The sequence below is a fragment of the Flavobacterium sp. genome, assembly GCF_031411595.1.
GTDB lineage: Bacteria > Bacteroidota > Bacteroidia > Flavobacteriales > Flavobacteriaceae > Flavobacterium.
The window spans coordinates 1-14090 of record NZ_JANOBI010000021.1; the positions used below are offsets into that span (position 1 = coordinate 1).

Sequence of the window (14090 nt, forward strand, 5' to 3'; positions counted from 1 at the left end):
AGAGCTTTACAACTGGTATGATGTTACATTCAACCAAGATGCCTTTGAATTGAGTACCTATAAGTATGACAAAGGTGACATAACAAAGGTTTCTAATATTTTAGAAAAATTTGAAGCCAATGTAAAAACTGCACAAGAAGCTATTGAGAAATCGGATGAATCTCAATATATGAATGTGTGGTCTATGACAATGAATAAAGAAAAAACTGCTTTTCCATCAATGCCAAAAATTCAAGTTATCAGAAGCCTTTTATATAATCATTTGTATCATCATAGAGGCGAACTTATCTCACATTTAAGAGCCACCGGAAATATAGTACCTTCTTTGTACGGGCCAAATTTTGAAGAGTCACAACAAATACCAGGATAAAAATAATTCCAATAACAAATAATTTAAACAATTTAAAAAGTAGAATAATGAAAGAATTTATGATGATTTTCAGAAGCGAAATCAACGAATCGTTTGGACCTTCACCAGAACAAATGCAATCAAGCATTCAACATTGGATGGATTGGATGGGTGGTATTGCTGCACAAGGAAAAATGGCAAGTGGAAACCGTTTGAGTTTTGAAGGAAAAACTTTGAAGCCTAATAATGTAATTGCTGATGGTCCTTATGCAGAAGTAAAAGAAATTATTGGAGGTTACGTAGTTGTAAAAGCTACTAACATTGATGAAGCCATGAAATTGGCAGAAGGTTGTCCTATTCTTAACCATGGAGGACACGTTGAAGTCAGAAGTGTAATCTCAATTAACAGCTAATTTGAACGAGAAAGAATTAATTCCACAACTTTTTAAGACAGAGTACAGAAAAATAATTTCAGTACTCTGTAAGTTGTTTGGCATTGTTCATATTGAAATTGCAGAGGATATTACAAACGATACTTTTTTATTGGCTTCTGAAACTTGGGGATTAAAAGGGATTCCCGAAAATCCAACGGCTTGGCTTTATACTGTTGCTAAAAACAGAACCAAAGACTATTTCAAACGACATAAAATAGTTGAAGAAAAAATTATCCCTTCCCTTAAACTGAATCAAAACCAAAGTGAAGAAATAGAAGTTGATTTATCTCTTAAAAATATAACTGACAGCCAATTGCAAATGATTTTCACAATTTGCAATCCAATAATTCCAGCAGAAGCACAAATTGGTTTAGCATTAAGAATCCTTTGTGGTTTTGGCATTGACGAAATTGCAGAGGCATTTTTGACCAATAAAGAAACCATCAACAAACGATTATTTAGAGCCAAAGAAAAATTACGAACAGAAAATATTAAAATTGAATTACCCACTGAAAACGATATTAATACAAGATTAGAAACTGTACTAACAACATTATACTTGCTTTTTAATGAAGGTTATCATTCAAGCACACAGAAAACTCATTTGCGAAAAGAATTGTGTTTGGAAGCAATGCGTTTAAATTATTTTTTGATAGAAAATGAAACTACAAACAAACCCATCGTAAACGCTTTAATGGCGCTAATGTGCTTTCACTCTTCACGTTTTGAAGCAAGAACCAATCAAATAGGCGAACCAATTTTGTATGACCAACAAGACAAAAATTTATGGAACGAAGAACTCATAGCAAAAGGAAATTTTTATTTAATACAAAGTGCCCAAGGTAATGAGTTAAGCAAATATCATTTAGAGGCAAACATTGCCTATTGGCATAGTAGCAAAATTGAAAACACAAAAAAGTGGGACAATATTTTACAAGCCTATAATCAACTTTTGTTAATTGAATATTCACCAATAACAGCACTAAACAGAACTTATGCGTTGGCACAAGTAAAGGGTAAAGAAACTGCAATTATAGAGGCAGAAAAATTAAATCTAGCAGACAATCATTTTTATTTCTCATTATTAGGAAATTTATACACAGACATTGACAATATGAAAGCAATTAAAAATTTTGAAATTGCATTAAATTTGGCAATGACAAATGCAGACAAATCAACAATCACTAAAAATTTGTACGACTTGAAAGCGAAAAAAAACAACAGCTAACACGCGTCAAAAGCAATCGCTGGTTTTCGGTTCATTGTTCGTTTTATTTTCCTATTTTCGTTTTATCCTAGTGGAGAAAACTCGGTCGCCATGCCGCGACTGCTTCTGGCGCGGGAACGTTATGTGTGATTCCAAAAAACCGTGTCTAAAATTTGGAGAATTACCAATTTTTGGTAACTTAGCAGAAAATTAAAATTATGGGACGCAATACTTCAATATCGTTAGGCAATCATTTTGAAAGTTTTATTGAACATACAATTAGTGATGGAAGATTCACTAATGCTAGTGAAGTTATAAGAGCTGGGCTTCGCTTATTAGAAGAAGAAGAAAATCGAGTTATAGCATTAAGAAAAGCCATAAAAGAAGGGATTGATAGCGGAATTGCTAAAGATTTTGAACCCAAAAAGTTTTTGGAATCTTTAAAAGCTAGAAAAAAATAATGGCAAAATTTCATTTTACAAATAGAGCTCTTGAAGATTTAATGGAAATCTGGGATTATACTATCGAGGAATGGTCAGAAAACCAAGCGGAAAAATATTATAATCTAATTATGGCATCATGCATGGATTTGGCAAGCAATCCGCAACTTGGAAAGTCATATGATATTCTTTCGCTAAATGTCCTAGGTTATAAATGTGGTGAGCATATAATTTTCTATCGTGAAATTTTTAAAAATGAAATTGAGATTGAAAGAGTATTGCATGGAATGATGGACTTGAAGAATAAAATCTAGAGGAACCACACATAACAGCGTTCAAAACTCATTGCTGGTTTTCGCTTAGTTATGCGCCTTTTTTACTATTTTCGTTTTCGTTAGTGGAGAAAACTTGGTTGCCAAGCCGTAACGAGCTCTGCTCGCAAAACGTTGTGAGCAATTTTAAACCAAGTATAAACTTAAAACCAAAATATCATGAAAAATTTATTAAAAACCACATTGTATGTTTCCGTTTTTGCATTAGCTGGAATTTTTTTTCAAATTAGCTGCTCAAATGACAGTAATGATAGAAGTTCTTTAGTTACTGTAAAATTGATTTATACAAGACAAACCTCTGGAAATCAACCTCAAATTTGGACTTCAAATTATGATGGTACAAACCAAGTACAAATCCCAATTAATTTTCCTGCTGATGTCGCACCAAGCACGATGAATGATAATAGATCATCTGTAAAGGTTTCTCCAGATGGACAAAAAATCTTTTTTGTAGGATTCAACAGCACCACTCAATTAACATGTATTTGCAGTTGTAATATTGATGGGAGTAATTTTCAACAAATTATTACACCTCCAGCTTTTGAAACAATGGAGTTGGGGGGCTTAAATTAGAAAAACTGCTCACAACATGCCTCAAAAGCAATCGCTGGTTTTCGGTTCATTGTTCATTTCTTTTTCCTATTTTCGTTTTCTGCTAATGCAGAAAACTCGGTCAACAAGCCGCGACTGTTTCTGGCGCGGGAACGTTGGTAGTAATTTTAAAGAAAAAAACAGACACTAAAATATGAGAAAAACGGAATGCAATAATTGTAATGATAAAAATAAACCCATAAATGAAACAGTTAATGTTGATGAAAAAGTTTATTGCTCAACGTGTTTTGAAACAAGTTTTCCAGAGCAAAAAGGTTTAGAAGGAAAAAAAATAGAAAAGAAATTTGATCCAACAATTTGTGCTTCTTGCCAAAAAGACTTTGAAAATCAAGAATTGAAATTAATTGGAGTTTATCCTCATTGTAATGAATGTGAGATTAAAATTAAAAATAAAATTTTCCCGATTTGGGTAAAAGGTTTTTTTGCGGGTGTAATTTTTATTGTAATTTTTTCTTTTTTTTGGAATTGGAAGTATTTTGATGCTTTTAACAAAATTAAAAAATCAAATGAGTTATTTCAGAAAGGTGATTATTCCAATGCTACAAATCTAATGAATAGTGCTAGTATCGAAGTTCCCGAAGTGGAAGATTTAAAAACTTTGAAAACATATTATAAAGGAGTAGAATATTTAACTAAAGATAAAAATGATGAAGCATTAAAAGAATTTAATATTTGTAAGAACAAAGTTCCTCAAGATTATAATATTAACGTTTTGATTCTTCAAGCAAAAATTGGTTCTTGTTTCAATAAAAAAGATTACAATGGTTTTTTATTGGCTTCAAAAGAAAATTTTAAAATTGACTCAACATCTTCGATGTCATTTTCATCTGTTGCATCCGCTTACGCCTGTATTTACGCAGACAAAGGTGATTTGAATGCAAAAAAACTTGCTTTAGAAAATATTGAAAAAGCAAAATTAATTGATAACAAAAGTACGGAATCTAAATTTTATTACAATTTTTTAGATTACCGAATTACTACACGTCAAATTATAACTAGAGAAGAATTTATTAAAAAATATCCAAACGGTTGGACTAAAAATTAAAATTATGTTTTTTATACCTGGCGAATTAATTTCAATCCTAACATTTCCTGGCATTATTGTACATGAATTTGCACATATGCTTTTTTGTCGAATTAGAAAAGTTGCAGTATTTGATGCTTGCTATTTTAGAGTTGGAAATCCCGCAGGTTTTGTAGTTCATGAAAATACAAGTAATTTCACTTCAACTTTTTTAATTTCAATGGGACCATTTTTTGTAAATACAATTTTGTGTTTACTTATTTGTCTTCCTGCATATATGCCTATAAAGTTTTTCAATATTGAACATCCATTATCATATTTTCTAATTTGGCTTGGAGTTTCGATTGGTATGCATGCCATTCCATCAAATCAAGATGCTAAAAATGTATTTAACCAAGCAAAGGAAAAAATAAAAGATAAAAATATTTTAGCAATAGTTTCATTTCCAATAGTTGGATTAATTTATGTTTTTAACATATTGCGCTTTATTTGGGCAGATGTGATTTATGGAGTTGCAATAGGAATTGGAATACCATCATTAATTTTTGGTTAAAAAAAACTACTGCCAACACATGCTAAAACTCATGGCTAGGTTTTCGGTAAATTGTTCGTTTCTTTTTCCTATTTTCGTTTTTTCTAATGGAGAAAACTCGGTCGCCAAACCGCGACTGCGTCTGACACAGAAACCTTGGGTGAGATGCTGTGAGAACACATAAACATAAGAATCGAAATTAAATGTTGGAAGTTTTAAAAAAGCATATCATTAATAGACTTGGAAATGACATTGACAATTTAGATCTAGTCCTTTCTAAATTTATTCCTATTGAAACCAAACGCAATGAACAGCTTTTACTACAAGGAGAATATTGCAAGTATGTTTATTTTATTGCAAAAGGAAGTTTGCAAGTATACATTTATGATAAAGAATCAAACGAAACTACAAGAGATATTGTCTTAGAAAATAATTGGTGTTCAGAACTTATAAGTTTTGGAAATGGAAAACCTGCAAACGAAAATATCAGAACTATCGAGCCATGTTTCCTTTTAGCAATTGATCGACAAAACTTTCAATTAATGTTAACAACAGTTCCGCAATTTGACAAAGTATATAAACAACTTCTTGAAACTTCATACGCAAACTCAGTTTATAGAATAAATACTTTTGTTTCTTTAACTGCTCTAGAAAGAATAAAATGGCTAATGGAGAATCGACCGAATCTCATGACACGATTTTCGAGCAAATTAATTGCTTCCTATCTAGGGATCAATAAAGATGTATTTAGTCGCCTTAAAAGCAAGTTATAAATAATAGACTTTTGTCATCGTTCACCAAAATTTGATTGTAGAAATTTGTCTCATTACTAACAATCAAAATTTAAAACATGAAAGAGTATCTATTATTATTTAGAAATGCTAGTGCTGAAAATGGTTATTTATCAACTTCTCAAGATATGGTTGAAGACATGCCTAAATGGCAATCTTGGGTTGGCAGCATTGCAATGCAAGGCAAATTAATCCATACAGCACCAATGGAGTATGAAGGAATTGTTATAGACAATTCGAACAAACTACAAAACCCTTATAAAGAAACAAACAGTGTTTTAGTTTCTGGATTTCTAATTTGCAAATCTGAACTTTTGGAAGAAGTTGAAGAATGGAGCAAGACTTGTCCAATTCTCAAATATCCAAACAGTTCTGTAGAAATTAGACCACTTATACCCTTTCCAACTAATTAAAACATACAGTTATGGACAAAATTTTAAATCTTGGAAGATATATTTTTCCAGTTTCGTTTTTACTTTACGTTGGTTTACATTTAGGCAAACCAGATGTTGGAGCTTCTTTCGTGCCTGACTATATTCCGTTTCCTTACTTTTGGAATTACTTTACTTTGGTCTGTATTCTACTTTTTATTGTAAGTACCGTAATTGGTAAATATGATAAATTAGCCTATTCATTAATGGCTTTGTATGTAATTCTAATGGCTTTTCTGGTTCACCTACCAAGAGCAATGGGACAAGAATTAGGTGCAGAAAATATGACAGCAAATTTGGCAAGGGAAAAAGAATTAGAAATGGTAAATTTTTTCAGAAACATAATGGTAACTGGTGCATTGTTAGCGTTTGCAAAATTTATTGCCAAAGACAACAGAATAATTGGTTAAGGAAAACAATCGAGTATAATTAAGCTGGAATAGTAATGTTCCAGCTTTTCTATTTTAAATACTAAAGCACCATCACCCAACAGCCAACAAGCACACTTGCTGAATTTTCGGTTTCGGGAACGCTTATTTCCTTAACTTCGTTTTTCAGTAAATTGTTCGTTTCTTTTTCCTATTTTCGTTTTTTCTAATGGAGAAAACTCGGTTCCGAAGCCGCGACTGCTTCTGGCAGCGAAACGTTATGTGTTATCCTATTTGACAGCACTTTAGAAATGAAGAATTAAAATGACAATAGAAGAGCTTTTAATTGACAAAACAAAAAAGGTAAAAGAGAAAACCGAAACAATCAGCAATTGGTTATTGGATGGTTCAATGCCAACTGATGAACTTATTGCTTTTGCCGAAAAATCTAAAGATTCCGAAAAGGCAACTTGTATTGAAGCAATCGAATATGCAACAAAGATAAACTCAAAAATAGCTGATGAAAATGTATTTTCTTTTGTCATAAAAATGCTAACTGAAAAAGCGCCAAGAATAAAATGGGAAAGTGCAAAAGTAATTGGAAATATTGCTCACTTATTTCCTGAAAAACTTAGTAAAGCAATAGACAACTTAATTATAAATTCTGAATATGATGGAACTGTTGTTCGTTGGGCTACTGCTTTTGCGCTTGGAGAAATATTAAAATTAAAAACAAAACATAATAAAGATTTATTGACGACGATTGAAGCGATATGTAATCGAGAGCAAGAAAATGGAGTAAAGAAAAAATATCTTGATGCAATTAAAAAAGCGAACAAATAATTAAGTCAAGAAAATAAGGCAACACATAACAGCGTGCAAAACTCATTGCTAGGTTTCGGTAAGTTGTTCGTTTCTTTTTCCTATTTTCGTTTTCTCCATGTGGAAAAAAATCGGAGAATTAAAAAAATAAATAAAACATTAATATTTAGCAATATGAATTTCTTTAAAAAATTATTTTCATCAAAAAACGTAGAAAAGTTAAGTGAAACCGATTCTCAAATAAATAACGAGGAAAAAATTCAAGTAGAAAATACTTTAAAAAAAGAGAATGAGGTGAATGAAATTTACACCGAAGAATATTTTGCGAAAAGATATACAGAAAACAATCTAAAGGAAAATTCGATGCTTGATGGGAGTTTAAAAATGATTGAAAGCTATTTTTTAGACAACAATATTGAACCTAAAATTAAAAACCAAATAAATCACCCCAATAATTTAGACCAAACTATAAGCGAAGGGCTAGGATTTCATATGTATTGTAATTCATTTCAGTTTGATGATAATGCTACGATAATGGTTTTAGCTATGGCAATGAGCGATTTTTATGTGAGCAACTTAGAATTCAAATTATATAATGATAATGAACCCGAATTTCCTTTGAGAACAATGACTTTAAAGTATAATAAAGATGGTGCCGTTTTATCATTATATCCTTATGAATATTCATTAAAAGTTCTTGAAAATAATGCAACATTTACCGAACTTTTTGATAAAATTAAAAACCATTTAGACTCTATGCCAAATGTTGAAACTATTCTAAAAAATTATGGTGAAAATTTGAAAGAATAATAAAATGAAAGAGCAACTAGATAAGGTTTTAAACAATCCAAAAAATTTCACTTTAATAAAATTTTTGAAACTTAACGAAGATCAAAATTTAGTTCAATCTTTTAGAACTTGGGCAGATTCGTATTACGGATATAATGAAGGTGGTTGTATTTTATTTGAAAATTATGGAGAATTTATTCCCGAAGAAAATAAATTTTCATTAAGTAGTCATAGTGTAATGTTAAACACTAATACAGGAGAAATTTTCGCATTTAATACAGGACGGTTTTCAATTTTTTTTAAATGCAATTTTATTAAATCGGGGACAGAAGACACAAACGATTTAAAGCAAGGATATACTTTTGATTGTATAACAGATATAACTGAACTAGGTGACAATTGGTGCTTTATGGATGAATTTGACAATCAAAAAGATGAGTTGAAATGGAGTTTTGAACTAACTAAAGAATAACAACGAACAGCTAACAGGCCTCAAAAGCAATCGCTCCTACCCTGTTCATTGTCAGCTTTTTTCCTGTTTTCGTTTCGCTAAAGTGGAAAGAATTCTTTCCATTAGTTGCAACAGCGCCTATTCGAAAAAAGTTATGGGCAAGTCTTAGGAGTGCATCGTCCTAAAATAGGTTGACAAAAAATCAACAACTATTTACAAGATAACATGAAAGAAAAGATGCATCGATTTTTGTTGCAATCATGCTCCTAAAACGAATATAAATGAAAGAATTGTAATACTCGCTAAGGAAGGTATTTGAAAACCACTACACAATTATATCTGCATTTGAAATCACTTCAATAACATCTCTCACTACTATAGCACTGGCTTCAGAACGCCCTGCGTGAATAAAATCTTTTATGGATAGCTGAATTAAATGTTTATAAATTAAATCTGAAAAAGGCGTATTTTGTGCGGTTACAAAACTAACAGACCTCATTTCTTCAACAACAGCAATATATGCTTTGCCAACATTCATTTTGTCAGTTTCATTCAAAAGTTGTGTAAGCAATGCTATTAGTTTTAATGGCTTTTCGGTTTTCATGATTGGAAGTTTATGACAAACGTATGAAAAAAGTGTAAGCTGACAAAAGGTTGGATGCTTTCATAACATTTACTGTGCTACAAGAATGGTTTTGTCAAGCGATTTTTATAAGAAAACAGTACCAAACCCACTTTGGTTTTAATGCCAAATCGTTCGAATAATGAACTGCGATAAGTTTCGATTGTTTTGACAGAAATACCCATAATTTGACTCATTTTATCATACGTATATTCCTTTTCATCACAAACTAAAGTCAAAAACTCTAGTTCCCGATCGGAAAGAACCACTGTACTTCTTACCTCTTCTACTGTCGGTTGATGATTTTTGATTCTTCGCAATATCTCGGAAATATTGCTATAACCTTGCGCAACAATAGTATCAACAGCGTATTTCAATTCTTGAGCGGTGCAGTTTTTATTCAAAAAACCTCTAGCTCCAAGACGGTATGCTTCATTAATAATATTTTCATCAAAGTGTTGGGTAAGCAGTAAAACTTTGTATTCATCCGGTAATTTTTCTAACAATGCCAATACTTCTAACCCATTCTTATTGGGCATCGAATAGTCTAAAACATACAATTGTGGTGGAGACGACAAAGGCAGCGTATTCAAGAATTCCTCGCCATCCTCAAATTCATGAGTTACCTCGTAATTTCCCATGCGATGTAATAATTCTCTTAACCCTTGTCGAACAATTTTGTGATCGTCAATAATCGCAATAGTAGTAGTTCCCATAATTTATGCTGTTCTTTTTTCGGTTAAAATCAAAGTTGTTCCTTCTCCAATATTTGAAATAATTTCTAAATTATAGCCTATCAAAGAAGCGCGATCAACCATACTGATTAATCCCAATGTATTTTTGGAGTTTGAATTTCTATCAAATCCTTTTCCATCATCGGTGACGGTCATCTTAAAGAAAGGAGCAATTTCAATCGCTATATCAACGTGTGTTGCTTTGGCATGCTTGAGAATATTATTCATCATTTCTTGAAATATTCTGTATACGACTATTTGCTCCTGTGAACTGAATACTTTTTTCTCGATGTTATTGCACGTATAATTAATTTGCAACGCTTTCGTTTTCTTCATTCGCTCCAACTCAGACTCGATGGTTAGCAACAAATCATGATGCAATAGCAATTGATTGTTCAGCGAATGGCTGATCCCTCGTATAGAATTTGATAATTGAGATACTGATTCTGAAATCGGTAGTAAAGTTGTTGCCAATTCAGGCACGTCCAATTTCAAATGCTCTAATTGAAAATTGATAAATGTCAATTGTTGTCCCGCGTCATCATGCAAATCTTGCGAGATATTTTTTAGAACCTGCTCTTGGGTTTCAATAATCGTCGTATTTAATATTTTTTGAAAATCTATATCTTTCTGATAGATAAGGCTCGTATATTTTTTTACTTTATGAATGTAGAGTTTGATCAATAATCCACAAAAAAGGATGATTAAGCTGACCAATAGAAAAACGACGATGATTCCAAAAGCAATCTCAAAATTCATACAACCTATTTTTTTCTCTATAAATATAGATATTTAATAATGAATAGTAAACCACATTCACAACTATAATAATGATTCTATACAATTCTATGGTTCCAAAAAAAACAGTCGAAATTACCGCCCTACTTCTAAATCCAAACATAAATGTCAATCCAATAAAAAATAATACTGGGCTCATTAACAATATAAATTGATTGGAAAAGAAAAAAGGAAAATTCTCTTGTTTCAATTGATAAAAACTCTCTATGAGAAATAAAATTAAATACATAAAGGCTCCTAAAATAAAACTGTAACAATTGAAAAGCGTTAATCCTTCTATAAAAAACAAATCACAAAAACTAAAAGTGATAAATACAATCAACAATCCTGTGACTATTTTTGGAAACCTAACAGATTTTTTCAAAATTAACAACCATAAAGTAGAATGAATAATTGTAGTAATTGTAATATTTAATTTGCTTGTCAAAAAATAAACTTCACAAAGAAAACAAATCGTTTCATTAAGCACGAAAGCACTTAGAATAAGTAATACATACCTATGTGTTTCTTGTTTCCATTTGAGGGCAAAAAAAGCATGCAAAAAAGTAGAAAAAAGAAGTATATAAATAACACTCAACTGAAGTAAATATTCTCTTATCATCTAAATATTTATGAATGAGATTATAGAGGCTTAGCACCCATATCATAATAAACAAACATGCCACTTTGGTCCTTAAATCGAATAACAACTTTTGATTCGTCTTTCACCGTTGCTGTTACAAACTCAAGGTTTGTTGTTTCGCTAAACTGATACTTTATTCCGACACTTCTGAACAGAGGAACGGAATAAGTAGTAACTGTTTCACTGTATTTGGGAACCATAAGCACCTTTGTTACATTATTTATAGAATCCAATTCAAAACCGACATACTTTTCGTAAACCGTAGTTCCTATTAAAGTTTGAAAAGCTCTCCAACTCATAGTGTAAGGATTTGCACTCGTAGGTACACTAACATCAGTGGCTAATACTTCATGCTCTGTTTCCCGAGGATATAATATTGAATCGCAAACCAAACTTCCCTGTTTTACTAGCCAATCTGCTTTCTCTTGGTTGGTTTTCAATTTATCGTAATCCAAGAGCGTAATGCAATCAGTAGCTTTCAATAACGGCAATGGAGCTGTTGTTTCTTGATTCTTCTTACATCCTTGCAAAGCTAAAATAACAACTAATAATCCAATAATTCTTTTCATAAAAATAGTTTTAAAATGATTCGTTAATGATTGCATAAAGATTATAAAAAAAAATAGAATAACCCTTAGGGTTTCCCCTAGGGAAAACCCTAGGGGAAAAATTTCAATTACCTAGGGTTTCCCCTAGCTGTCAAACCACAATGACTTGCTAATTTTAACAAAAGTTTTAATCCTTTACCAATGGAACTCTTCTGCAATAATTGTGATGTTGTTTTTTCCTTACTCATTAGTGGTATTTTGGGTGCTATTGGACAGGCACTTCGCATTTGGATTGGATTGTATAAACTTAACTTAAACAAAAACCCCTTGGTAGACACTGTGGATTTATCCAATCCCAGTAACAAACTAGGGGGTATTTTTATCGGATTGCTTGTTGGTATCATACTCACATTGCTCACGGACAGTCTTTTTAATTCTTTCTCTCTCGAACGAATTATTGCACTAATTGCTTCTGGCTACGCAATAACAGATTTAATAGAAAACGTAAGTACCATTATTGTTAGAAAACAAAAATCACAGCCAAAACATATCAACCAACAACTTTCTTCTGCGCCTATTCAACGCCATTCACTTACTTCATAGAAGAATACCTCTCCGCCTAAAATGTAATACTACTGAAAAGACATGAGTCTTTTACGAAGGTTAAATCGCTTTGCCCCCCACGAATTGTAACTTAAAAACGTTTAAAAAAGACAATGCCACACCAACTTACAATCCAAGCAACTGATTTACAAAAGATGATCAAGCAATTACAATTAGTCGAAGAAAAACAAAACTTATTCACCATCGAAGGTTTACTTCCTTCTCAATTCTTACGCTACGCCGTCCAACCCAATAATGAAAAAGAAAACCCTAAAAAAAGAGTCAAAACGATTCTATTGCATCTAACGGGCGATTACCAAACCCTCGGAGAGCAGTTATCGGACAAACTCGATCTTAAGACGCATTTACTATTCACAGAATCACAATACACGCTACTTTATTTAAAATTAAACGCCTTACTCAAACACTATCAGCCTGAAAAAAAAATCAGCATCGAAGAAATCAAAGATTGCCAATCAGTGGCTGATTGCGTGATATTGTTCGAAAAAAAAATATAAAAGCAAAAGGCGAAAAGCCCTAAATTTCCTCTTGCTCTCAGATAATTGATCCTATTGTTCACTTAAAAGCAACATTATCATGTCAAGACAAGACGTTCTCAACAAAGCACAAACACAAGAAGGCACGGCCGAATCTCCACCAAACAGCAACAAAACACCATACGGATTGTGGTACGAACCATCTTTAAACGGACAAAAATGGTGTGCTATGTTTGTCAGTTGGGTATTTCATCACGCTGGACATCCGCTAGGAAACATTCAGACCAAAAATGGTATTCACCATTGCCAATCCGCTCACAATTATTACAAAGAAAAAGGAAGGCTCACCGCTAATCCAGAACCCGGAGATATCGTTATTTACGATTGGGAAGGCAACGGACATGCCGATCATATTGGAATTTTTATTCGCTGGACAACTCCAGACAAAACAGCTATTGAAGCCTATGAAGGAAACACTTCTACAATCAATGATAGTGATGGTGGTCGGGTGATGAAACGAACACGTTCTCGCAACCTCATCAAATCGTTTATCAATCCTGGCGTATATCCAGAATTGGCTGTTACACCGGTAGCGCTTGTTTTAAGCAAAGGCGCTAGAGGATCTGAGGTTACACAAATTCAAAAATACCTTTACGAGATTGGGTATACCATCGAAATTGACGGCTGGTTCGGCAACCAAACCGAAACCTTACTCAAAGAATATCAATCCCAAAATGCTATGTCTGTTACAGGAATTGCCGACGCAATGACCATCGGTGCTTTGCAAGAAGATGCCAATCAAATGGCATTTGCCAAATCTAAGTTTGTCACCGGCAGCTATCTTCGTCGAGGTAACGCAGGCTTTATGGTAACAGAAGTACAACGAGCGTTGGTCGCCAAAATACCATTTCTAAAACTTACGGTAACCGGCAGTTTTGATGCCGAAACTTTACGAGCAGTAAAAACCTTTCAACTACAAAACAGCTTGGATCCGGATGGAATTGTAGGTCCCAAAACTTTTGGGAAGTTGCTTGTTATTTAGAACCTGATTTATTGCAACTATAACAATTACTTTTTAGAAACA

Annotated in this window: 21 protein-coding genes; 17 read left to right on the plus strand and 4 right to left on the minus strand. The window is 32.5% G+C overall.

The window, feature by feature from the left end; all coding sequences use genetic code 11:
- The 14 genes from RMO03_RS03405 to RMO03_RS03470 form a co-directional block, all read left to right on the plus strand.
- The coding region (locus RMO03_RS03405; protein WP_309640682.1) for a DinB family protein at positions 1-370 on the plus strand (370 nt) is incomplete at its 5' end.
- A 47-nt stretch (positions 371-417) separates the two neighbouring features.
- Positions 418-762, plus strand: a complete 345-nt coding sequence (locus RMO03_RS03410) for a YciI family protein (RefSeq protein WP_309640683.1) — start codon at positions 418-420, stop codon at positions 760-762.
- A gap of 1 nt (position 763) precedes the next feature.
- Complete coding sequence (locus tag RMO03_RS03415) at positions 764-2011, plus strand: sigma-70 family RNA polymerase sigma factor (RefSeq protein ID WP_309640684.1); 1248 nt, start codon at positions 764-766, stop codon at positions 2009-2011.
- A gap of 197 nt (positions 2012-2208) precedes the next feature.
- Positions 2209-2451: a type II toxin-antitoxin system ParD family antitoxin gene (locus RMO03_RS03420; RefSeq protein ID WP_309640685.1), complete on the plus strand. Its 243-nt coding sequence runs from the start codon at positions 2209-2211 to the stop codon at positions 2449-2451.
- A complete protein-coding gene (locus RMO03_RS03425) occupies positions 2451-2744 on the plus strand; it encodes a type II toxin-antitoxin system RelE/ParE family toxin (RefSeq protein ID WP_309640686.1) in 294 nt (97 codons plus the stop codon). Before RMO03_RS03420 ends, RMO03_RS03425 begins: the two co-directional genes overlap by 1 nt.
- Positions 2745-2921: 177 nt before the next feature.
- Positions 2922-3335 carry a hypothetical protein gene (locus tag RMO03_RS03430; RefSeq protein WP_309640687.1) on the plus strand — a complete coding sequence of 138 codons (414 nt, stop codon included), beginning with the start codon at positions 2922-2924 and terminating at the stop codon, positions 3333-3335.
- A 172-nt stretch (positions 3336-3507) separates the two neighbouring features.
- Positions 3508-4419: a hypothetical protein gene (locus tag RMO03_RS03435; protein ID WP_309640688.1), complete on the plus strand. Its 912-nt coding sequence runs from the start codon at positions 3508-3510 to the stop codon at positions 4417-4419.
- 4 nt (positions 4420-4423) lie between these two features.
- Positions 4424-4951: a metalloprotease family protein gene (locus RMO03_RS03440; protein WP_309640689.1), complete on the plus strand. Its 528-nt coding sequence runs from the start codon at positions 4424-4426 to the stop codon at positions 4949-4951.
- A gap of 182 nt (positions 4952-5133) precedes the next feature.
- Positions 5134-5703 (plus strand): Crp/Fnr family transcriptional regulator, encoded by a 570-nt coding sequence (locus RMO03_RS03445; RefSeq protein ID WP_309640690.1) that lies wholly within the window; start codon positions 5134-5136, stop codon positions 5701-5703.
- 77 nt (positions 5704-5780) lie between these two features.
- Complete coding sequence (locus tag RMO03_RS03450; protein WP_309640691.1) at positions 5781-6134, plus strand: hypothetical protein; 354 nt, start codon at positions 5781-5783, stop codon at positions 6132-6134.
- An 11-nt stretch (positions 6135-6145) separates the two neighbouring features.
- Entirely contained in the window at positions 6146-6562 is a 417-nt protein-coding gene (locus tag RMO03_RS03455; RefSeq protein ID WP_309640692.1) for a hypothetical protein, read from the plus strand.
- Positions 6563-6844: 282 nt separating this feature from the next.
- A complete protein-coding gene (locus RMO03_RS03460; RefSeq protein ID WP_309640693.1) occupies positions 6845-7363 on the plus strand; it encodes a HEAT repeat domain-containing protein in 519 nt (172 codons plus the stop codon).
- 153 nt (positions 7364-7516) lie between these two features.
- A complete protein-coding gene (locus RMO03_RS03465; RefSeq protein ID WP_309640694.1) occupies positions 7517-8152 on the plus strand; it encodes a hypothetical protein in 636 nt (211 codons plus the stop codon).
- A gap of 4 nt (positions 8153-8156) precedes the next feature.
- Positions 8157-8603 (plus strand): hypothetical protein, encoded by a 447-nt coding sequence (locus tag RMO03_RS03470; protein WP_309640695.1) that lies wholly within the window; start codon positions 8157-8159, stop codon positions 8601-8603.
- A 304-nt stretch (positions 8604-8907) separates the two neighbouring features.
- On the opposite strand, the gene RMO03_RS03475 is transcribed toward RMO03_RS03470, so the two are convergent.
- The 4 genes from RMO03_RS03475 to RMO03_RS03490 form a co-directional block, all read right to left on the minus strand.
- On the minus strand, positions 8908-9186 hold the full coding sequence (locus RMO03_RS03475) for a hypothetical protein (RefSeq protein WP_309640696.1): 279 nt from the start codon (positions 9184-9186) through the stop codon (positions 8908-8910).
- Positions 9187-9263: 77 nt separating this feature from the next.
- Complete coding sequence (locus tag RMO03_RS03480; RefSeq protein WP_309640697.1) at positions 9264-9920, minus strand: response regulator transcription factor; 657 nt, start codon at positions 9918-9920, stop codon at positions 9264-9266.
- A gap of 3 nt (positions 9921-9923) precedes the next feature.
- Positions 9924-10697: a histidine kinase gene (locus RMO03_RS03485; RefSeq protein ID WP_309640698.1), complete on the minus strand. Its 774-nt coding sequence runs from the start codon at positions 10695-10697 to the stop codon at positions 9924-9926.
- 660 nt (positions 10698-11357) lie between these two features.
- Positions 11358-11927, minus strand: a complete 570-nt coding sequence (locus tag RMO03_RS03490) for a hypothetical protein (protein WP_309640699.1) — start codon at positions 11925-11927, stop codon at positions 11358-11360.
- Between the two features lie 180 nt (positions 11928-12107).
- Here RMO03_RS03490 and RMO03_RS03495 point away from each other — a divergent pair, with 180 nt between their 5' ends.
- The 3 genes from RMO03_RS03495 to RMO03_RS03505 all read left to right on the plus strand — a co-directional run bounded on the left by RMO03_RS03495 (position 12108) and on the right by RMO03_RS03505 (position 14048).
- Positions 12108-12509, plus strand: a complete 402-nt coding sequence (locus RMO03_RS03495; protein WP_309640700.1) for a hypothetical protein — start codon at positions 12108-12110, stop codon at positions 12507-12509.
- Between the two features lie 113 nt (positions 12510-12622).
- Positions 12623-13027, plus strand: a complete 405-nt coding sequence (locus tag RMO03_RS03500) for a hypothetical protein (RefSeq protein WP_309640701.1) — start codon at positions 12623-12625, stop codon at positions 13025-13027.
- A 79-nt stretch (positions 13028-13106) separates the two neighbouring features.
- Positions 13107-14048 carry a peptidoglycan-binding protein gene (locus RMO03_RS03505; protein ID WP_309640702.1) on the plus strand — a complete coding sequence of 314 codons (942 nt, stop codon included), beginning with the start codon at positions 13107-13109 and terminating at the stop codon, positions 14046-14048.
- Positions 14049-14090 lie beyond the last annotated feature (42 nt).

Bases quoted from the DNA above. Each gene is read 5' to 3' on its own strand.
- RMO03_RS03410 (WP_309640683.1), top strand. From the start codon at position 418: ATGAAAGAATTTATGATGATTTTCAGAAGCGAAATCAACGAATCGTTT.
- RMO03_RS03420 (WP_309640685.1), top strand. From the start codon at position 2,209: ATGGGACGCAATACTTCAATATCGTTAGGCAATCATTTTGAAAGTTTT.
- RMO03_RS03425 (WP_309640686.1), top strand. From the start codon at position 2,451: ATGGCAAAATTTCATTTTACAAATAGAGCTCTTGAAGATTTAATGGAA.
- RMO03_RS03430 (WP_309640687.1), top strand. From the start codon at position 2,922: ATGAAAAATTTATTAAAAACCACATTGTATGTTTCCGTTTTTGCATTA.
- RMO03_RS03435 (WP_309640688.1), top strand. From the start codon at position 3,508: ATGAGAAAAACGGAATGCAATAATTGTAATGATAAAAATAAACCCATA.
- RMO03_RS03440 (WP_309640689.1), top strand. From the start codon at position 4,424: ATGTTTTTTATACCTGGCGAATTAATTTCAATCCTAACATTTCCTGGC.
- RMO03_RS03445 (WP_309640690.1), top strand. From the start codon at position 5,134: ATGTTGGAAGTTTTAAAAAAGCATATCATTAATAGACTTGGAAATGAC.
- RMO03_RS03450 (WP_309640691.1), top strand. From the start codon at position 5,781: ATGAAAGAGTATCTATTATTATTTAGAAATGCTAGTGCTGAAAATGGT.
- RMO03_RS03455 (WP_309640692.1), top strand. From the start codon at position 6,146: ATGGACAAAATTTTAAATCTTGGAAGATATATTTTTCCAGTTTCGTTT.
- RMO03_RS03460 (WP_309640693.1), top strand. From the start codon at position 6,845: ATGACAATAGAAGAGCTTTTAATTGACAAAACAAAAAAGGTAAAAGAG.
- RMO03_RS03465 (WP_309640694.1), top strand. From the start codon at position 7,517: ATGAATTTCTTTAAAAAATTATTTTCATCAAAAAACGTAGAAAAGTTA.
- RMO03_RS03470 (WP_309640695.1), top strand. From the start codon at position 8,157: ATGAAAGAGCAACTAGATAAGGTTTTAAACAATCCAAAAAATTTCACT.
- RMO03_RS03475 (WP_309640696.1), bottom strand. From the start codon at position 9,186: ATGAAAACCGAAAAGCCATTAAAACTAATAGCATTGCTTACACAACTT.
- RMO03_RS03480 (WP_309640697.1), bottom strand. From the start codon at position 9,920: ATGGGAACTACTACTATTGCGATTATTGACGATCACAAAATTGTTCGA.
- RMO03_RS03485 (WP_309640698.1), bottom strand. From the start codon at position 10,697: ATGAATTTTGAGATTGCTTTTGGAATCATCGTCGTTTTTCTATTGGTC.
- RMO03_RS03490 (WP_309640699.1), bottom strand. From the start codon at position 11,927: ATGAAAAGAATTATTGGATTATTAGTTGTTATTTTAGCTTTGCAAGGA.
- RMO03_RS03495 (WP_309640700.1), top strand. From the start codon at position 12,108: ATGGAACTCTTCTGCAATAATTGTGATGTTGTTTTTTCCTTACTCATT.
- RMO03_RS03500 (WP_309640701.1), top strand. From the start codon at position 12,623: ATGCCACACCAACTTACAATCCAAGCAACTGATTTACAAAAGATGATC.
- RMO03_RS03505 (WP_309640702.1), top strand. From the start codon at position 13,107: ATGTCAAGACAAGACGTTCTCAACAAAGCACAAACACAAGAAGGCACG.